The following is a 17867-nucleotide window of genomic DNA, read 5'->3' as shown; positions in this document are numbered from 1 at the left end:
TTATTAAGATAATTATTATAAGTATAATTTATGTTTGTAAATAGCGACAACTATATAAAATATTTAAAATTGTGGTTAATAACTTTATTTTCATTAATTGTTCTTATGGTAGCTGTCGGTGGTCTTACTAGATTAACAGACTCTGGTTTATCAATCACAGCTTGGGAGCTTTTTACTGGAATACTCCCACCTATGAATATTAATGAGTGGAATTTTTATTTCACAGAATACAAAAAAATTCCTGAATATAAAAATATTAACTACGGCATGTCCTTAGATGAATTTAAAGTTATTTTTTATTGGGAGTATGCTCATAGATTGTTAGCAAGATTTGTAGGTTTGTTTACTTTAGTGCCTTTGCTTTTCTTTACTCTCTATTTTAAAAAAACTCTGCATTATTCTAATAAATATTATTGGATTTTTTTCCTTGTGTGTCTTCAGGGGTTCATCGGTTGGTATATGGTATCTAGTGGATTAATTGAAAATAATGACGTTAGTCACTTTAGACTTAGCATTCATTTATCTTTGGCTTTATTTATTTTATGTTTAATTTTTTGGTATATTTTAGATATTCATAAAATTAAAAAATTTGAAAATAAAATTCCAAATTTATTTTTATTATTCATACTTAAATTGATAGTTTTGCAGATTGTATTGGGTGCTTTCTTATCAGGTTTAGATGGTGGTCTCATCTATAATTCATGGCCTGATATGAATGGTAGTTTTTTTCCAAATGATGTTAGTTATGGTGATTTAATTACTACTCAATTATTTAACAACCCATCAATTATTCAATTTTTGCATAGATCAACTGCATATTTGCTTCTATTTTTTATAATCATTTTAAATTTTATCTATTTTAAAAAACAATATGATTTTAAATATGTATTATTTTTTGATGTTGCTATCTTGTTTCAAATTTTTTTAGGAATTATAACTTTGATTTCTGGTGTAGAGATTACATACGCTTCACTACACCAGCTAGGTTCAATATTAGTTTTGAGTTCTTATTTTTTGATATTATATAAAAACTCTAACTAACTGCTTTCAAATTTCCTTTAGAAGATTTATTTAAAGCTTGGTCTAAATCCTCAATAATGTCATCTATATGCTCAATACCAATACATAATCTTACGTATCCAGGAGTTACACCTGAGGCTAACAATTCTTTTTCTGTTAACTGACTATGTGTTGTTGTTGCAGGATGAATTGCTAAACTTCTTGCATCTCCAATATTTGCAACATGATAAAACATTTTTAAAGACTCGATAAATCTCTTACCTGCTTCAATACCACCTTTGAGCTCAATACCAACTAAACCACCATTTCCTTCATTAAGGTATTTTTTAGCACGATCAGCAATTTTACCTTCATGTTCTGTTGGATAGATTACTCTTGTTACTTCTTTATTTTTCTTTAAATAGTCAACAACTTTTGATGCATTTGAGCAGTGTTGTTTCATTCTAAGAGCAACTGTTTCAAGCCCTTGAATAATTCCAAATGCATTGTCAGGTGATAGGGCAGAACCAAGATCTCTTAGTAATGTAACCCGCGCTCTTACTGCAAAAGAAACATTAGCCCCAGTTAATTCTGGAACCACTTTTCCCCATATAGCTCCACCGTAACTTGCGTCAGGTTCGTTAAATAAAGGTTGTCTTTTGGGATCAGCTGTCCAATCAAAATTACCTCCATCAACTAAAGCTCCACCCACAACTGTACCGTGACCACCTATATATTTTGTTAATGAATAAACTACTACAGCAGCACCATGTTCTAAAGGTTTGCAAATTACAGGGGCAGCTGTGTTGTCCATTATTAATGGTATATTGTATTTTTTACCAATATCAGAAACTTCTTTAATTGGAAAAACTCTCAAATAAGGATTTGGTAAAGTCTCACCATAAAAAGCTCTAGTTTTATCATCAACAGCTTTTTCAAAGTTTTTTGGGTCAGAAGGGTCTGCATATCTAACTTCAATACCAAGTTTACTTAATGTATGTGTGAATAACGAAATAGTACCTCCATATAAATCCGTAGAGCTGACTATATTATCTCCGGCTTGTGCAACGTTTAAAATTGCAAAAGTTGATGCAGTTTGTCCAGATGCTACTGTTAAACAGGCTAATCCTCCTTCTAATGAAGCAACTCTTTTTTCAAGAGCATCATTTGTTGGATTCATTATTCTTGTATAAATATTTCCAAATTCCTTAAGAGCAAACAAATTCGCAGCATGTTCAGTACTATCAAATTGATACGATGTTGTTCTATAAATTGGAACTGCTACTGCTTTGGTTGTTGGATCACTTCTATAATCACCACCATGTATAGCTATAGTCTCAGGGTTTTGTCTTTTTGTACTCATCTTAATACTCCTTTTTTAGTACTTTTGCTTTATGCAAGGCGTACAATACAGTTCAAATGCGCCTACCGATAATGTGGGTAAAAAATCCTTTTTAGCAATAACTAGCCTGCAATAGGAACAAATCGGCTATATAGAAATATCATTTAAGCAAGATATTGCAAGGGAAATATAAAATTGACATTATATCTAATAATAGTATTAATCCTCGCACAATGACAAAATTTCTAAAAAGTGGTGATTTAAACAGTAACTGGTTTGAGATAGATGCTAAAAATGCTGTAGTTGGCAGATTAGCTTCTATTATTGCTATGATTATTAGAGGAAAAAATAAAACAACTTTTACACCTCATATGGATGATGGTGATTTTGTTGTTGTTAAAAATGTTGAACAAGCAAAGTTCACAGGAAAAAAATTTAAAGATAAAAAATATTATAGACATACTGGTCATCCAGGTGGAATTAAAGAAATTACTCCTGAAAAGTTATTAGAAAAAAATAAACCTGGCGAGACATTAAAATTAGCTATTAAAAGAATGTTACCTGGGGGAGTTCTAGGAAGAAAACAGTTAACTAAAGTAAAAATTTATGCTGGTGAAGAACACCCTCATGCAGCACAAAACCCAAAACTTTTAGACCTAGGTAAATTAAACAGTAAAAATTTAATAAGAAATTAATATGGTAACAGCAGCTACACCAAATAAAGTATCTCCAAAAAAACCTAAAATTAAATTAGATTTTAAAGATAGTAAATACGCAACCGGTAGAAGAAAAAAATCTATTGCAAAAATTTGGGTGAAAAAAGGTACAGGTAAAATTTACGTTAATGGCAGAACTATGGATGAGTATTTCACTAGCGGAAGTCACAAAATGCAAATCACAAGACCATTTGAGATTATAAACCAAGCAACTGATTATGATGTAAGATGTAGCGTAGCAGGTGGTGGTCACACAGGTCAAGCTGGTGCAATGGTTCATGGTATTGCTAAAGCATTAATCTTATTTGATTCAGAGAATAGAGCAGTACTTAAGACAGAAAAGCTTAATACTAGAGACTCTAGATCAGTTGAAAGAAAAAAACCTGGTCGTAGAAAAGCAAGACGAAGCTTCCAATTCTCGAAAAGATAATTCTTTTTTAACTCTAAACTGTTATAATAAAAAAATGCCTAAGCTTAATGTTTTAGTTGCTGGATCAACAGGTTATATTGGTGTTCAATTAATTAAATTATTAGTTAAACACAGCAATGTTAACATTAAATATCTTTGTGGTAATACGTCTGTTGGAAAAAATATCTCTAGTTATGAAAAATCATTAAGTTCAAAAAAATTACCTAAAATTATTAGATACAATAAAGAACTTTTAAAAAACATAGACCTTGTTTTTACAGCTCTACCTAATGGTGAAGCACAAGATATTTCAAATGATTTATTAAAACACAATATATTAATTGATTTAGCTGCAGACTTTAGACTTAATAAAGCATCAAATTATCTAAAATGGTACAAACAAAAACACAGATCTGTCAAAAATATTAAAAAATCAATTTATTCATTACCAGAAATCAATGGTGACAAATTAAAGAAATTTAATATTATTGGATGTCCAGGTTGCTACCCAACATCAATACTTTTACCACTTATTCCATTAGTTAAGAAAAATTTAATAAAAACAGATAATGTTATTATAGATTCAAAATCTGGTTACTCTGGTGCTGGAAGAGGTGTGCATAAAAAATATAAGGATAAAAATCTTTATGAATCCTTAAGCGCTTATGGTGTGGGTTTCCATAGACATAACTCTGAAATTCAACAAGAAATCGAAAACTACACTAAAAAGAAATTTTCTTTTACATTCACACCCCATTTAACACCAATGTTTAGAGGGATACTTAGTACTATTTACTTAGACCTTAACAAAGGTGTAGGTATTAAAAATTTAGAAAACACTTTAAAGAGTCAATATTCAAAAAACAGATTCGTTAAAATTTTAAAAACAAATTCATTGTTAAGTACAAATGACGTAATTAACACAAATAATTGCTCTATAGTAATTTGTAAAACTAAGTATAAAAATAGAGTTATTATTTTATCTGTTATTGATAATTTGATTAAAGGTGGAGCAGGTCAAGCAATACAAAATATGAATATCAAATATGGTTTTAATGAAACAAAAGGATTAATTTGAAATACTTATTTTTATCCCTAATTGTATTTTTAACTTCGTGCTCATTAAACAAAGAGTCTACTTATTGGAATGAAGATCCTATTAAAAAGTCTAATGATGACAAAAAACTTTCTCAAATATTAAAAAAAACAGGTGATTACAAATCAATGACTTTTGATGAATTTAACCTCTTTCTTAAAGATTATTCAGAAAATGCAGAATACCCAGATATTAACCAATAGATGAAAAATTTAATAAACATTGCTGTCGTTGGTTTAGGACAAGTTGGTATTTATTTGTTAAATGAGCTTAATACTAAAAAAAAAGATATTGAACTTAAGACAGGTAAAAAGATTAACGTTGTAGCTGTTTCAGCAAGAAGCATTTCTAAAAAAAGAAGATTTAAAGTTAATAAGAAAATATTTTTTAAAAACCCATTAGAAATCTTTAATAAGACCAAAGTAGATATTTTATTTGAAGCCATAGGTTTGTCAGACGGGATTTCAAAAAAAGTTGTTGAAACTGCTTTAAAAAATCGAATACATGTAATCACTCCTAATAAAGCACTTATCTCTAAACATGGTGATTATTTGGGAAAATTAGCAGAGGAAAATAATGTTAATTTAGAATTTGAAGCATCTGTTGCTGGTGGTATTCCAATATTAAGAACTATTAAAGAGGGTCTTGCAACTAACAAAATTTCTAAAGTTTATGGAATTTTAAATGGTACTTCTAATTATATTCTTTCAGAAATGGAAAATTCTAATGATAGTTTTTCCAACGTATTAAAAAAAGCTCAAAAATTGGGATACGCTGAACCAGGTAACCCTAAATTAGATTTAAATGGTTTTGATGCATTTGCTAAAGTAAGAATTTTATCTGCTCTAGCTTTTAATACTAAAATTTCAAAACATAAATGCTTAATGGAAGGTATTGAAAAAATTGAATTAAAAGACATAGAAATTTCCAATCAATTAAATTTACGTATCAAACTATTAGGCATTTCAGAACTAATTAATGGTCAACTTTTTGAAACTGTACACCCATGCTTAGTTAGTAAAAATTCGTACATAGGTAACGTTGGTGGTGTTATGAATGCTGTTATTCTCGAAGGAAAACCTGTGGGTGAAAGTATATTGCAAGGTGAGGGAGCTGGTCCTGGTCCAACGTCATCATCTTTATTATCAGATTTACTTTCAATTTTAAGAGGTAATATTAAGAAACCATTTGGTATTCCTGGCAATAAACGTAAATTAATTAAATGTTACAACGTTGATAATTATGTGAATTCACTATATTTGAGATTTGAAGTTAAAGACAAACCAGGTGTTTTATCAACAATCACAAACCGACTAGCTAAGTATAAAATTTCAGTAAAAAGATTAATCCAAACTCCTGACAAAAAAAATAATAAAGCTACTATTGTTATTATTACCCATAAAACTAATGAACTTAATTCCAAGAACTGTCTTTCTGTTTTTAATAAAGACAAAAATATTCTTAGATACCCAACATTGATTAGAATTTATAATTAATGGAAATATATCTAAAACTGTTTGAGGTTTTATTTCCTGTCTTTTTTGTTGTTGGTATTGGTTATTATCTTGGCAAAAATAATCCGAAATTAGATACATCTTTTATTACTACCTTTGCAGCAAATATTGGTACTCCAGCAATGATAATATATTCTTTAACATCAACTGGAATGTCTTATGACATTTTTAAAAATTATTTTTGGTACTATTTGATAGCAATTTTTATTTTTACAATAGTAGGTATAGTTTTTTTATTTTTTTTAAATACTAAAGATATTATTCGTGAGTTACCCCCTTTTGTTATGCCTAATACTGGTAATATGGGTTTACCAATATGTTTATTCGCTTATGGCACTCAAGGTTTAGGTATCGCTGCTGCAATTTCAGCCTTAATAGTGCTATGCCATTTTACTCTTGGAGTATTTCTTGCTGATAGAAAATTTGATTTAAGTGTAATTCTTAAAAACCCACCTTTTTATGCAATTATAATTTCAGTAATTTTCCTATACTTTAGAATAGAACTTCCTCTCTTTGTTGAAAATACAACTTTTCTGCTAATGTATGCTACGATTTTTTTAATATTAATGTCTTTAGGAATTGCTCTTACTCGTTTTAAGGTTTTTTCATTCAAAAAAGCACTTATATCATCAATAGGAAGGGTAATACTTGGCCCAATAATTGGTTTTTTAATAATAAAATATTTTAACCTTTCAGGTTTTGCTGCCGGTGTTCTATTAATTCAATGTTCAATGCCCAGTGCTGTTTTAAATTATCTTGTAGCATCAATTTATTCACCAAAAAAAATTGTAGATAGCGTTGCTAGTACCATTGTTGTTTCAACAGTCATGTCTTTTTTTACTATTCCAGTAGTCGTATTCTTTGCTTTAAAATACTTTAATTAAACTGTATCAATTGGCTTATGAAAGCCATCACATTTAACCTTTTAGCATGGGTAATGCTTCCAATCATGGATGGTTTTGCAAAGTATTTAAGTGCCGATATGCCCGTTTTACAGATCACGTGGGCTAGATATTTTTTTACGGTCGCATTCACTCTTCCAATAATGTTCTTGTTTTATAATAAGCAGCTTGTATGGACTGATAAACCTAAGTTACAAATAATAAGAGGGTTAATACTACTTTCTGCTAATATTTGTTTTTTCTACGCAATTTCTGTTATCTCTTTAGCTAAAGCTCTGACACTTGCTTTTGTAGCACCTTTAATTGTTACTGCATTTTCTCCTATATTTTTGGGTGAGAAGGTGGGTATAAGAAGGTGGACTGCTGTTATTATAGGATTTATAGGCTCTCTAGTGGTTATAAGACCAGGTTTTGTGGAGATTAACTTGGCCAGTCTAGCTGCATTAGGAACAGGTGTAATGTATGGGTTCTATTTAATAATTACACGTAAATTGAGCACTTCAGATAACCCTTTATTAACTTTATTACTAACTGGATTAGTTGGGTTAATCGCCGTTTCAGGATTAATGCCATTTGTATGGGTTAATCCAACCCCTTCTCAATGGTCTATGATGGCCTCAATAGGCGTATTTGCCTGTATCGGGCACTTATTTCTTATATTATCACTTAAATACGCTGATGCCTCTAAATTGGCTCCATTTAGCTACTTTGAAATCATTACTAATATAATTATTGGGTATTACTTCTTTAGTGACTTTCCTGATAATTGGACATTCCTAGGCTTATCCATTATTATTATGAGTGGAGTTTATATCTCTAGGAGAGAATCTTATATTAAATCCTATTAACTAGGTATTATTTGTTTACTAATATCTAATATTATACATTAATAGTATAATATATACTACTGTAATTATTGCTTTAATCATAATATAATTAATTTCTAAAAATTACAGATAAAATATAATAATATTTAAAAATAGTTAAATTATAGTTACTAAAATAGCTTAAAAATAAAATAAAAGTAGCATAAATCTATTTTTCTAACGTTGAAAAAGCGAGAATTGGGTAATTTTAATTTTTAGTAAATTAAACATAGTTTTTAAGCTGGCTAAAATGGTGATTTAGTATTGATATTAAATACTTATTTCAATTAATAGGGTATTTTTGTTAAAATTAGAGTATTTATAGAGTAGAATAGGGGGTTAAAAAAGCTAGTAAAATGGTCTTTTTTACTCTCTCTATAATCGTTGCTATTGTTGACAAGTAGAGCAATGCAGTATGAGAATATACTGCTTAAACGCTCATAGGATGGTCTATTTTAGCCAAAAGTCTATTTGTAGTACAACTGAAGGATGTATTACAGCAATTAAACGAAAATATGGCAAAATACCTAAAAAGTGTTTAATAGCAAGGGTTTTAAACGTTTTTTGGGGTTAAAAGTACTATTTTATGAAGACTTTTTCTGATCTCAATAAACGTCGTTTTTCTTGAATTCCACCTTTTCCAGAGTATCCGCCGAGACTTCCATCTGATTTGATTACTCTATGACAGGGTATTTTGGGAGGATAGGGGTTTTTACCTACAGCATTAGCAACTGCCCTGAAAGCTTTAGGTTTGCCGATAGCTTTAGCAACTTCAAAGTAAGTTTTAACTTTTCCTTTGGGTATTTTCTTTAAATAATTCCAGACTTTAAGCTGAAACTTAGTTCCCTTTAAGTTCATATAGTTCAAATCCTGTATTATTTGCTATTTTATCATATAATTTCTTAGCATTTTGGTTGGAAGAGTGAGTGATCCAACGAATTCCATCCCAATTATTAGCTTTAGAAAGGGATTTTAGATGAACAATAAGCTTTTGTGCTATTTTTTGACCTCTAAACTCTGGTTCCACAAATAGATCATCTAAAAAGCCAATATATTGGCCCTTAATTGGTCTTGGCATTGTTCTATAATGAGCAATACCAACAATTTTACCTTCTAATTCAAAGCAAATGCCATTAACAATATGATTATCATCGTGAATCCATTCCCATAAAGTTTCTAAAACCTCTGTATTCATTGGAGCTTTGTAGAAATCAGCATAACCATTATACAATTTAGACCAATTTTCCTTATCTTTTATCATTAATTTTCTAATCATCTAGTTTAGTTATATTGCTTAAATTATTGTTATTATTACAAATATTAGATTATTTAAACCTTGGATCGGGAATAGATTCTGCCATACCGATAGCATCCATATAATCTATAAAAATTTTTTTTTTACATGTCCATAATGTTTTAGCATTTGTCTTAAAAAAACCTTTTACAGAAACCATACTGTAAAAACCTTTCGGGCAGAGAAAAAGGAAATTAACCCCCAGGTCTAGCCATTGAAAAGACTAGGATGGTATCATCATTTAATCTATGGCTATTATTACAGCCACATTCATAAGTAACATTATCGTTATACTTTAAACTGTAAAATTTGGGTCTATAAACTGTTAGTTTTGGAAACTCTAAAGCAAGTTCATTTTTATCTTTTATTAAATTCATTTAGCTTAAAATAAACTATTGACATATAAAATCACTTAATATATTACTAACGATAATTAATGGTTATCAATAGTAATAAGTATGAATAGTATAATAACTGACATAAAGGCTTTACAAGAAGAAACATTATTAAATTTACAAAGCTCTAAAGCAAATAATACTGTAAGAGCTTATAAATCAGATTTTAATGACTTTGGTTTATTTTGTGCAAAAAATGGTTTTAAATCTCTTCCATCAGAACCAAAAATAGTTTCATTATATTTAACACATTTATCAACTAAAGACGTTAGAATGAGTACTTTAAAGCGTAGGTTGGTATCAATAGGTGTCATACATAAGTTAAAAGGTCATTATTTAGATACAAAACATCCCTCAATCGTTGAAAATATTATGGGTATTAAAAGAAGAAAAGGAAGTATTCAAAGAGGAAAAAAACCTCTATTAATCAATAATTTAAAAAAGATTATTAATGTAATTGATCAACAAAAAAAAGAAGAAATAAAAAAATTAAGAGATAGGTCAATTATCCTAATTGGGTTCTCGGGTGGTTTTAGAAGAAATGAGATAGTTTCATTAGATTATGAAGATTTAGATTTTGTGCAAGAGGGTCTTAAAATTAACCTAAGAAGATCTAAAACAGACCAATTTGGTGAAGGTTTCGTAAAAGGGCTACCCTACTTTAAAAATCCACAATATTGCCCAGTAATTTCAATTCATAAATGGATTGAAATATCGAAGATAAAATCTGGAGCGTTATTTAGAAGGTTTATTAAGGGATCAAAAATATCAGATAATAGATTAACTGACCAAACTGTAGCCCTAATAGTAAAAGAGTATTTAAAATTAGCAGGTATAGATTGTAAAAATTACTCTGGACATAGTTTAAGATCTGGTTTTGCGACATCTGCCGCAGAGTCTGGAGCAGAAGAGAGAAGTATAATGGCTATGACAGGACATAAATCAACTGAAATGGTTAGAAGATATATAAAAGAAGCAAATCTTTTTAAAAATAACGCATTAAAAAACATCAAATTTTAAAATATTTTTATATTTGACTTAAGTCAATTGACTCTAATTCATTAATTTTTTTTTCTAATATCTTTCTGTCGCTAATTTGAATATTATTTTCCCAACTTTTCGCTGATAAATTGTTTATAATTAAGGGTTCTACCAGCTGATTATTCATGCTTAAAAAATAATCATTAAATTTCCAATTACCACCAATAATTTTATTGCTTATTTTCATCCAAACATGAGGTATATTTAGGGAGTCTGCAGCGATTAAACCATGCAAACTTGATGATATTATAAAATTACATGACGCAATAAGAGTAGCAGTTTCTAAAGGATTATTGTTAGAAGGGTCAATAATAATACAATTCTTATTTGTATTTTGCATCTCTTTTAAAATTGCTAAGTTTTTTTCAAATACATGAGGAATGATTCCCCAAGTAAACCTTTTAATTGTTTTTTTAATTAGGCTAGAAATTATAATACCAGGATCACATAGAATAGGATTATTGATATTGTTAAATAAATTGTTAGTTAAAGGCCCTCTTAACGATAAAATACTTAAATTATGATTTTTTGTAATGATATTAGAGCCTATAGATCCAGTTCCTAATATTGTTATAGGTTTGAAATTTAGTCTTAAAAGTCTTTTCCATTTTTTTTTAAAACTTTGTCTATCACACTACCTATAGAAACACAGTCGCAGCTATCTATATCAGCATAAATAATTTTTCTACCAGACAAGTAAGAAACTATTAGTGGAGATATGCTATCTCCAAAATTGAAATTATTTTTTTTTCCACCAGAATAATATAATTTTAATACTTTATTCATTTATCAAAATTTATAATATTATATATTTTCCCAAATAAATTTATTTTTACTTTTATAGTCAAAGGTTTTTGAAAGAATAAAATCAGCCACAATTGTAGAGTTGAAGTTTTTTAAATAAGTATCACGACCATTTTTTGCAATTATTCTTGCTTCTTTTTTGTCTTTTTTATATTTATTAATTTTATAGCCAAGGTCATTTATGTCATTATAAAAGATAATTTCTTTATTTGAGAGGAAATCATTAAAACAAGTTTTTTTATCAATAAATGTTAATAAACCATTTCCCAAAAGTTGTGCAATCCGGTCGCTACTATAGTATTTAACAGGCTCTCCCCTACTCAAGTTAATACCCATTTTTGATTTTGAAATTGCTTTTATAAAATTATCACCCCATATAGGTTGAATATTATTCATACCATATATATCAAAACTAATTTCTTTATTTAATCTTTTAAGCTTATTAATGAATAATTCTCTATCATCAAATTTCCCTTTTTTAAGTTCCCCTCTATGAACACCATGACTCATTGCAAAAAAAACATCATTTTTACATTTATTTTCATAATTTTTTAAAATTTCAAACGATACATCCGAAGGATTAGGCATGAAATATGAATTTTTAATTTCTTTATGTAAAGCGCTCGGGCTTGAAGTTAAAAATGTGCTATCAATAAAATTAACTTTTTCTGTGATTCTATTATTATTTCTTAGATAATCTGGGCCTTTTTTACCAATAGGGTCTAAGAACCATTGACAGATTTTCAAATTTTTATTTTTATTTCTAATAACGTCTAAAGTTTCATTTGTAATTGAATCTGCGTGTCCCAAAACTAGGCAGTCTGCCTTGAAATTAATTGAATTTTCGATCAAATCTTTTTGTAATTTTTTTTTACCATTAATATCAAATATATTCTTATTATCATGAGTCAAATCCCTATCACTTATCGTTAATACGTTGTGACCAAGTCTTACAAATCCATTATTAAGTCTCCTACTTGTATTATAATGAAGTCTACCGTTAAAACGTCTATTAAAGTTTGTTGTATGTATTATTTTTAAAACAATTTTTTTTTTGATGTTGAATAATTTGATTGATTTATCATGGTAATCAATTTTTCTTAAATCATCTAAAATTTTAGCAACATAAGAATGGGTAAATTTAAAATTTTTGTAATTTTTTGTTTGAAATGATAATAATCTTTTTTTATTAATAATAAGAGCTTCAATTTCTTTAAAAATATTTTCTGAATTTAATGTCTTTAGCTTTATAGCATGAAGTGCTGTTTCGGGAAGACCTCCTCTATTACTTATTATTACAGCTGACCCTCTACTAGCTGCTTCTAGACTAGTTCTTCCAAATGGCTCCTCCCATCTTGAACAAATAACAGAAATACTGACTTTTTTAAGATCATTAAGAATAATATTGTTATTTTTAAAACCAAAAATTTTTAGATTTTTATGATTAAAAATATGTTTTTCTCTTGGTTCATCACCATAGACCATTGATTTCCAATTAGGGTATTTGTCTAAAATTTTAATTATTGCTTTACCAAATAAGTCATAACCTTTTGCTCGATTTAATTTACCAATAAAAGTGATTATATTTTTTTTCTTTTTGAAATTAATCTTAACCTTAGATGATGATTGAAAACATACGGATGTTTTTTTAATGTAATGCTGATAATTATCTAAATTGATAAAAAATCTACTTCTAGTCCACTCACTATTAAATATTATTTTATCAACATTATTGAGTAAACTCATCCGCTCTTTAGTAGTTTTAGAGCCATTCATTTGTAATGGGTCATTATGAAAATATAAAAATAACCTATTTTGATATTTTGTGTTAATGATTTTAATATAATTAGGTCTATTATGAACTTCGATTAAATCTGAATTTAACGTTTCTCTGTGTTCTAAAAAACTTTTTACATACTGATTATTAGAACTAAAAAATATCTTCTTGTCAAAAACAAGATTGATATAATTGTTGGATAGAATTTTTTTATAAATTGTATTACCAAAAATTTTTGTAGTTTTTTGATAAATACTATTTTTAGTAATATCATTAACAAATAATGATACAGCACCTGCTTTATTAGAAGCAAAATTTTCTTTATAAGGTAGTAATATAGAAATATTCATTAAATAGATTTCTCTAAAAGCTCCTTTCTTAATATTTTATTTTTTTTAAGGCTGTACTCAAAAGACATTGCTTCATTTTTAGTTTTAAATTTTTTACTATATATCAGGATCCATTTATATCCTTTTGTTGATTTGGCGCCTTTATTAGAATTGTGTTTATTTAGTCTTAAATTCAAGTTGTTAGTATACCCAACGTAAGTTTTTTTAACTCCACTAGAAATAGATTTGAGCATATATGTGTAATAAAACATATTTATGGCGGTCCCTGGGGGAATCGAACCCCCCTTTGCAGGATGAAAACCAGCTGTCCTAACCGATAGACGAAGGGACCATGTTGTGATCTTTTATTTTAAAAGTCAATATTTATCAAGCCCAATAAACTATAAGATTAGGTCCTTTATAGTTAATTGATTAGATTTTTTATTATTCCATATATTTTCATTGATTTGACCTATGACATCAATTTTATTTTTATAATTCATTAAATATTCACCAAGCTTAGTATTTATAGAATTAAACGATATTGATTTAATTGAAAATCCAGTTTTTGATTTTAGATTTAAAGAAATGTGCTTTTTGTTTAATACCATGGGTTTAATTATTTTTAAACGTCTTAATAAAAAAGTTGGTACTGGGTTTCCAGTACCGAAGGGTTCTAATTTCTTAATATTATCATAGAAATCTTCATTAAATGCTAATGATGAAATTTCAGATTCATATGAAAATATATTATTAGTTACAGTATTTGATTTAACAAAATCCTCTAAAATATAATTTTCAAAAGCCTTTAGGCTGTCTCTATTCAATGTAAATCCTGCTGCCATATTATGACCACCACCATTTAAAATTAATTTTTGGTCTAGTGAATTTTTAATTACTCTTCCAATATTGTAATTATAAACTGATCTTACAGATCCTTTTAATAATTCATTAGAAGCAGTAATAACAATAGAAGGTTTGTTAAAGTAATCTTTTAATCTTGCTGCAATAATTCCTATTAAACCTTCGTTAATATTTGGATTATAATAAATTATTACATCCTTATTTTCTTTTTCAATCTTTTTAAAGTCAATTTCTTCTAATATTAAGTTTTCAATTTTTTTTCTTTTGTCATTTAGTTTAATTAGGGATTTTGATCTATCATTTATAACTAGATCATTATTAGAAGATAATAATTCTGTTGCATATTGAGACTTTCCCAATCTACCACCAGCATTCAATATAGGACCAATTAAGTAACCTAAATCATTAATATTAATTCTATTTTTTTTTTCATTTAAATCGAATAAAGTACCTATTGGTAAATTTTTCGTTATATCAAAATTTTTAAGAGTCTTTAATGCAATTAATCTATTAAGTTTTCTTAAAGGCATAACATCACATACTGTAGCCAATAAAACATATATTAAATAATCCGATATATTTATTTCACTTTTGATTTTTTTAATCAGTAAATCTAAAAAAAAATATGTAAGTGTTGTTGCACACAAATAATCGTACTCTCTATAACCATTATCCTTTTTTGGGTTTATAATTGAATTTGCATTTGGAAAAGGCTTATTAATTTCGTGATGATCAATGATTAAAGATTTTATTTCATTCTCATTTAAGAAATCTATTGCATCATTAGATGTTGAGCCACAATCTACCATAATAATTAATTTAGGGTTTTTTAAGATCAGTTTTTTGAATAGTTTTTTGGTAGCTCCATAACCATCTTTTTCTCTATCAGGTATATAATAAAAAAATGGATGATTTATACCCTCAAAAAATTTAACAAATAAAGATGTAGCTGCAGAGCCATCAACGTCATAATCGCCTAAAATGCATATTTTTTCATTATTATTGATAGAATTTACAACAAGGTTAATAGATTGACTGAAATCTTTATTATTTAAAAAAACGTTGTTTAAATCTAAATCTGCATTGATTGTTGCTATTTCATCATTATCAAATTTTCTTGAAATAATTAATCTAGATAAAAATTCATTAAAATTATATTCTTGTTTTAATTTATCAACAATGTTTTGATTAATTTTTTTTTGTTCCCACTTCTTACCTGAGACAGAAATCATTCTGAAATAAGATTTGTTCTCTTTAAGATTTTTGTAAATTTTAAACTTTTATGTGTAACTAATGTTTCGGTTGTATATTTGTTATTTTTAATTTCTACACCAGCTAACATCTCATTTGTAGTGATTCCTGTGGAGCAGAATATAGAGTCTCCTCTTATAATTTCATTTAATTCGTATTTTTTGTTTAAATCAGTTATACCCATATTGTTTGCGTCTTTAATATCTTTATCGTTATCAAATATAAATCTCCCTTGAAAATGGCAGTCAAAAGCATCAAGGGCTGATGCCGCTAACACTCCTTCTGGACCGCCGCCAATACCCAAAAATATATCAACATTATATTTTGGATTTGTCACATACAATGCTCCAAGAACATCACCGTCAGTAATTAATTTAATATTTATATTTAGTTGCTTTAATTCATCAATTATTTTTTTGTGTCTTGGTCTATCCATTACACAGGCTGTTAGTGATGAAATATCTTTGTTTAGAAAGTCCGCAAGATTTGTTACATTTTTTTTTAATGAAAAATCTAAATCAACCAATCCTTTTTCAATTGGTCCTGTTGCAATTTTATCCATATACGTTTCTGGCGCATTAAAAAGATTTCCTTTTTCTGCAATGGCAATAACAGAAGTTGCACCAGGTAAATTATTTGCTGCAAAATTTGTACCCTCTAAAGGATCAACAGCAATATCAAAATAGGGTCCATTTTTATTTCCAAGTTTTTCACCTGTATAAAGCATGGGTGCCTCATCGAGTGAACCTTCACCAATAACAACTTCAGCATTCATATCTATTTTATTTAATTCTGATCGCATAGCGTCAACAGCTGCTTGATCTGCTGCAATCTTGTCTTTTTTTCCAACCAAATAAGAAGAGGCTAGTGCTGCTTTTTCAGAAACTTTTACAATTTGATCAACATATTTTTTATCAATAGCCATTAATCTTTTTGAGTAATTGATTCAGTGGTATTAATTTTAGATTCAAATTCTTTTAATCTTTTATAAACACTGGCTAACTCTATGATTGTAGGCCATGATCTAAAAATATATTGCATGGACCCCTCTACTCTTCCAAAAGCTCTTATGATTTGCTGCATTACACCTAATGTCACAACACCAGCAACTATTGCTGGAGCCAAAAAAACATAAGCTGAAAGAACATTAGCTTGAAGATAAGTTATACGACCTAGATTAAAATAAAAATATCTTAAGTAAGACTTAAAATGAATTTTTCTTACATCATTAAATAATTCATCTAAGTTCTTTGGTCTTACTGTTATATCATCTTCAGCTATAACAAGTAATTTTCTATAAGAAGCCTCATTCTTTTGGAGGTCATACTCAACACCAACTAATCTTAAAATTGAACCTAATATTATTAAAAAAAGAGTTCCACCTACAGTCCATATAAATGCACCTGTAACCAAACCATAATTCCAATCCCCAAAAAATAGAATAGGTATTCCAACACTTAAACCAAATAATATAGGGGTGAACTCAACAAGCATCATTATTGCTTCTATAAAACTTGTACCAAGTCCTTCCATAATTCTTGAAAACTTTATTGTGTCTTCCTGAACCCTTTGTGAAGCCCCTTCAATAGTTCGAGCCTTATCATAGACACTGTGATACCAATCAATCATTGCAGTTCTCCATCTAAATAAATAATGTGAGGTAAAGAAAGCAACAACTGTAGCTAAAGCCACATAAATACCTGCTAATGTAATAAATGATAACAAACTTGCCCAGTACTCTCCAATTGTGATTGAGTTCGGGGCTGCTAAGGCTTTTTGTATCATGTCATAGAACTGACCAAACCATTCATTTATTCTAACATCAATTTGTACCTGAACCCAAAGCGATGAAAGAATAATAAATGAACCAACCCATGACCATAATCGCCATTCTTTTTGAGTGAAAAATTTAAACATTATTATTTTAAAAAATTATCTGCGTAAGATTTTTTAACAGTTTTTCTTTTTTGAGGTTCAATGATTTCAAAGTCAATTTTATTTTTTTTTGCATATTCTATTGCTAATTCTTTAGAAGAAAATTCTAAATTTAATTCTGAAAGAGTATTAGAGTTAGTTTCCCAACCCATTAAAGGATTAATTCCTGTATCTTCAGTTTCAAATTCAATTAACCATTTGTCTGATTTACCTAAACCAGACTGCATTGAATTTTTAGTGGGTATATAAATCTTTGCTTTTTTCATAAAATGGTCGGGGCGGCAGGATTTGAACCTATAGACTACAACCTCGATTTCTTAAGTGTTTATACCA

Annotated in this window: 21 protein-coding genes, 1 tRNA gene, 1 pseudogene and 1 riboswitch; of the genes and pseudogenes, 9 read left to right on the top strand and 14 right to left on the bottom strand. The window is 28.4% G+C overall.

Going from position 1 to position 17867, the window contains the following annotated elements:
* Positions 1-30: 30 nt before the first annotated feature.
* Positions 31-1041 (top strand): COX15/CtaA family protein, encoded by a 1011-nt coding sequence (locus AC5SL4_RS03210; RefSeq protein WP_011282124.1) that lies wholly within the window; start codon positions 31-33, stop codon positions 1039-1041.
* On the opposite strand, the gene AC5SL4_RS03205 is transcribed toward AC5SL4_RS03210, so the two are convergent.
* On the bottom strand, positions 1034-2362 hold the full coding sequence (locus AC5SL4_RS03205) for an O-acetylhomoserine aminocarboxypropyltransferase/cysteine synthase family protein (RefSeq protein WP_006996895.1): 1329 nt from the start codon (positions 2360-2362) through the stop codon (positions 1034-1036). The two genes, AC5SL4_RS03210 and AC5SL4_RS03205, sit on opposite strands and share 8 nt — an antisense overlap.
* Positions 2363-2366: 4 nt before the next feature.
* Positions 2367-2435: riboswitch (SAM riboswitch) on the bottom strand.
* A 139-nt stretch (positions 2436-2574) separates the two neighbouring features.
* On the opposite strand from AC5SL4_RS03205, the gene rplM reads away from it, so the two are divergent.
* The 7 genes from rplM to AC5SL4_RS03170 are packed head-to-tail and all read left to right on the top strand — an operon-like array spanning position 2575 to position 7826.
* Positions 2575-3036 carry a 50S ribosomal protein L13 gene (gene rplM, locus AC5SL4_RS03200; RefSeq protein WP_494587584.1) on the top strand — a complete coding sequence of 154 codons (462 nt, stop codon included), beginning with the start codon at positions 2575-2577 and terminating at the stop codon, positions 3034-3036.
* A gap of 1 nt (position 3037) precedes the next feature.
* Entirely contained in the window at positions 3038-3487 is a 450-nt protein-coding gene (rpsI, locus tag AC5SL4_RS03195; protein WP_271741976.1) for a 30S ribosomal protein S9, read from the top strand.
* Positions 3488-3521: 34 nt separating this feature from the next.
* On the top strand, positions 3522-4544 hold the full coding sequence (gene argC / locus AC5SL4_RS03190; protein WP_020169441.1) for an N-acetyl-gamma-glutamyl-phosphate reductase: 1023 nt from the start codon (positions 3522-3524) through the stop codon (positions 4542-4544).
* Positions 4541-4765, top strand: coding sequence for a hypothetical protein (locus tag AC5SL4_RS03185; protein ID WP_018414144.1), 225 nt, complete (start codon positions 4541-4543; stop codon positions 4763-4765). Before argC ends, AC5SL4_RS03185 begins: the two co-directional genes overlap by 4 nt.
* Positions 4766-6058 carry a homoserine dehydrogenase gene (locus tag AC5SL4_RS03180; RefSeq protein ID WP_494587583.1) on the top strand — a complete coding sequence of 431 codons (1293 nt, stop codon included), beginning with the start codon at positions 4766-4768 and terminating at the stop codon, positions 6056-6058.
* A complete protein-coding gene (locus AC5SL4_RS03175; protein ID WP_494587582.1) occupies positions 6058-6960 on the top strand; it encodes an AEC family transporter in 903 nt (300 codons plus the stop codon). Before AC5SL4_RS03180 ends, AC5SL4_RS03175 begins: the two co-directional genes overlap by 1 nt.
* A 17-nt stretch (positions 6961-6977) precedes the next feature.
* The gene (locus tag AC5SL4_RS03170; protein WP_006996902.1) at positions 6978-7826 is read left to right on the top strand and encodes a DMT family transporter; all 849 of its coding nucleotides are present in this window, start codon (positions 6978-6980) and stop codon (positions 7824-7826) included.
* A gap of 597 nt (positions 7827-8423) precedes the next feature.
* Here AC5SL4_RS03170 and AC5SL4_RS03165 read toward each other — a convergent pair.
* Genes AC5SL4_RS03165 through AC5SL4_RS03150 form a run of 4 tightly spaced genes read right to left on the bottom strand, consistent with a single transcriptional unit; the run spans position 8424 to position 9515 of the window.
* The gene (locus AC5SL4_RS03165) at positions 8424-8702 is read right to left on the bottom strand and encodes a methylated-DNA--[protein]-cysteine S-methyltransferase (protein ID WP_494587581.1); all 279 of its coding nucleotides are present in this window, start codon (positions 8700-8702) and stop codon (positions 8424-8426) included.
* The gene (locus AC5SL4_RS03160) at positions 8683-9120 is read right to left on the bottom strand and encodes a GNAT family N-acetyltransferase (protein ID WP_494587580.1); all 438 of its coding nucleotides are present in this window, start codon (positions 9118-9120) and stop codon (positions 8683-8685) included. Before AC5SL4_RS03160 ends, AC5SL4_RS03165 begins: the two co-directional genes overlap by 20 nt.
* Before the next feature lie 49 nt (positions 9121-9169).
* The gene (locus AC5SL4_RS03155; protein WP_494587579.1) at positions 9170-9298 is read right to left on the bottom strand and encodes a hypothetical protein; all 129 of its coding nucleotides are present in this window, start codon (positions 9296-9298) and stop codon (positions 9170-9172) included.
* 34 nt (positions 9299-9332) lie between these two features.
* Entirely contained in the window at positions 9333-9515 is a 183-nt protein-coding gene (locus AC5SL4_RS03150) for a hypothetical protein (protein ID WP_494587578.1), read from the bottom strand.
* A gap of 81 nt (positions 9516-9596) precedes the next feature.
* On the opposite strand from AC5SL4_RS03150, the gene AC5SL4_RS03145 reads away from it, so the two are divergent.
* Positions 9597-10553, top strand: a complete 957-nt coding sequence (locus AC5SL4_RS03145) for a site-specific integrase (RefSeq protein ID WP_494587577.1) — start codon at positions 9597-9599, stop codon at positions 10551-10553.
* A 7-nt stretch (positions 10554-10560) separates the two neighbouring features.
* On the opposite strand, the pseudogene AC5SL4_RS03140 reads toward AC5SL4_RS03145, so the two are convergent.
* From AC5SL4_RS03140 to AC5SL4_RS03100, 9 genes and pseudogenes are all read right to left on the bottom strand, one after another.
* Positions 10561-11154: pseudogene (locus tag AC5SL4_RS03140) on the bottom strand (polysaccharide pyruvyl transferase family protein); the annotation flags it as partial.
* An 11-nt stretch (positions 11155-11165) separates the two neighbouring features.
* Positions 11166-11360 (bottom strand): hypothetical protein, encoded by a 195-nt coding sequence (locus AC5SL4_RS03135; RefSeq protein WP_494587576.1) that lies wholly within the window; start codon positions 11358-11360, stop codon positions 11166-11168.
* A gap of 18 nt (positions 11361-11378) precedes the next feature.
* Positions 11379-13505, bottom strand: coding sequence for a glycosyltransferase (locus AC5SL4_RS03130; RefSeq protein ID WP_494587575.1), 2127 nt, complete (start codon positions 13503-13505; stop codon positions 11379-11381).
* Positions 13505-13738, bottom strand: coding sequence for a GIY-YIG nuclease family protein (locus AC5SL4_RS03125; protein WP_006996909.1), 234 nt, complete (start codon positions 13736-13738; stop codon positions 13505-13507). The genes AC5SL4_RS03130 and AC5SL4_RS03125 overlap by 1 nt, the downstream gene beginning before the upstream one ends.
* 23 nt (positions 13739-13761) lie before the next feature.
* Positions 13762-13836 (bottom strand) — tRNA-Glu (locus tag AC5SL4_RS03120).
* 49 nt (positions 13837-13885) lie between these two features.
* Entirely contained in the window at positions 13886-15580 is a 1695-nt protein-coding gene (gene recJ, locus AC5SL4_RS03115; protein ID WP_494587574.1) for a single-stranded-DNA-specific exonuclease RecJ, read from the bottom strand.
* Entirely contained in the window at positions 15577-16524 is a 948-nt protein-coding gene (glpX, locus tag AC5SL4_RS03110; RefSeq protein WP_494587573.1) for a class II fructose-bisphosphatase, read from the bottom strand. The genes recJ and glpX overlap by 4 nt, the downstream gene beginning before the upstream one ends.
* Entirely contained in the window at positions 16524-17516 is a 993-nt protein-coding gene (locus AC5SL4_RS03105) for a putative transporter (protein WP_006996912.1), read from the bottom strand. The genes glpX and AC5SL4_RS03105 overlap by 1 nt, the downstream gene beginning before the upstream one ends.
* Before the next feature lie 2 nt (positions 17517-17518).
* The gene (locus AC5SL4_RS03100; protein WP_006996913.1) at positions 17519-17800 is read right to left on the bottom strand and encodes an ETC complex I subunit; all 282 of its coding nucleotides are present in this window, start codon (positions 17798-17800) and stop codon (positions 17519-17521) included.
* Positions 17801-17867 lie beyond the last annotated feature (67 nt).

The organism is Candidatus Pelagibacter sp. PS_02 (assembly GCF_059418065.1).
This window is presented reverse-complemented; position numbering and strand designations above follow the sequence as displayed.

What these genes read in the sequence shown, in the direction of transcription:
- AC5SL4_RS03210 (WP_011282124.1), top strand. Translation starts at nt 31, where the DNA reads ATGTTTGTAAATAGCGACAACTATATAAAATATTTAAAATTGTGGTTA.
- AC5SL4_RS03205 (WP_006996895.1), bottom strand. Translation starts at nt 2,362, where the DNA reads ATGAGTACAAAAAGACAAAACCCTGAGACTATAGCTATACATGGTGGT.
- rplM (WP_494587584.1), top strand. Translation starts at nt 2,575, where the DNA reads ATGACAAAATTTCTAAAAAGTGGTGATTTAAACAGTAACTGGTTTGAG.
- rpsI (WP_271741976.1), top strand. Translation starts at nt 3,038, where the DNA reads ATGGTAACAGCAGCTACACCAAATAAAGTATCTCCAAAAAAACCTAAA.
- argC (WP_020169441.1), top strand. Translation starts at nt 3,522, where the DNA reads ATGCCTAAGCTTAATGTTTTAGTTGCTGGATCAACAGGTTATATTGGT.
- AC5SL4_RS03180 (WP_494587583.1), top strand. Translation starts at nt 4,766, where the DNA reads ATGAAAAATTTAATAAACATTGCTGTCGTTGGTTTAGGACAAGTTGGT.
- AC5SL4_RS03175 (WP_494587582.1), top strand. Translation starts at nt 6,058, where the DNA reads ATGGAAATATATCTAAAACTGTTTGAGGTTTTATTTCCTGTCTTTTTT.
- AC5SL4_RS03170 (WP_006996902.1), top strand. Translation starts at nt 6,978, where the DNA reads ATGAAAGCCATCACATTTAACCTTTTAGCATGGGTAATGCTTCCAATC.
- AC5SL4_RS03165 (WP_494587581.1), bottom strand. Translation starts at nt 8,702, where the DNA reads ATGAACTTAAAGGGAACTAAGTTTCAGCTTAAAGTCTGGAATTATTTA.
- AC5SL4_RS03160 (WP_494587580.1), bottom strand. Translation starts at nt 9,120, where the DNA reads ATGATTAGAAAATTAATGATAAAAGATAAGGAAAATTGGTCTAAATTG.
- AC5SL4_RS03155 (WP_494587579.1), bottom strand. Translation starts at nt 9,298, where the DNA reads ATGGTTTCTGTAAAAGGTTTTTTTAAGACAAATGCTAAAACATTATGG.
- AC5SL4_RS03150 (WP_494587578.1), bottom strand. Translation starts at nt 9,515, where the DNA reads ATGAATTTAATAAAAGATAAAAATGAACTTGCTTTAGAGTTTCCAAAA.
- AC5SL4_RS03145 (WP_494587577.1), top strand. Translation starts at nt 9,597, where the DNA reads ATGAATAGTATAATAACTGACATAAAGGCTTTACAAGAAGAAACATTA.
- AC5SL4_RS03135 (WP_494587576.1), bottom strand. Translation starts at nt 11,360, where the DNA reads ATGAATAAAGTATTAAAATTATATTATTCTGGTGGAAAAAAAAATAAT.
- AC5SL4_RS03130 (WP_494587575.1), bottom strand. Translation starts at nt 13,505, where the DNA reads ATGAATATTTCTATATTACTACCTTATAAAGAAAATTTTGCTTCTAAT.
- AC5SL4_RS03125 (WP_006996909.1), bottom strand. Translation starts at nt 13,738, where the DNA reads ATGCTCAAATCTATTTCTAGTGGAGTTAAAAAAACTTACGTTGGGTAT.
- recJ (WP_494587574.1), bottom strand. Translation starts at nt 15,580, where the DNA reads ATGATTTCTGTCTCAGGTAAGAAGTGGGAACAAAAAAAAATTAATCAA.
- glpX (WP_494587573.1), bottom strand. Translation starts at nt 16,524, where the DNA reads ATGGCTATTGATAAAAAATATGTTGATCAAATTGTAAAAGTTTCTGAA.
- AC5SL4_RS03105 (WP_006996912.1), bottom strand. Translation starts at nt 17,516, where the DNA reads ATGTTTAAATTTTTCACTCAAAAAGAATGGCGATTATGGTCATGGGTT.
- AC5SL4_RS03100 (WP_006996913.1), bottom strand. Translation starts at nt 17,800, where the DNA reads ATGAAAAAAGCAAAGATTTATATACCCACTAAAAATTCAATGCAGTCT.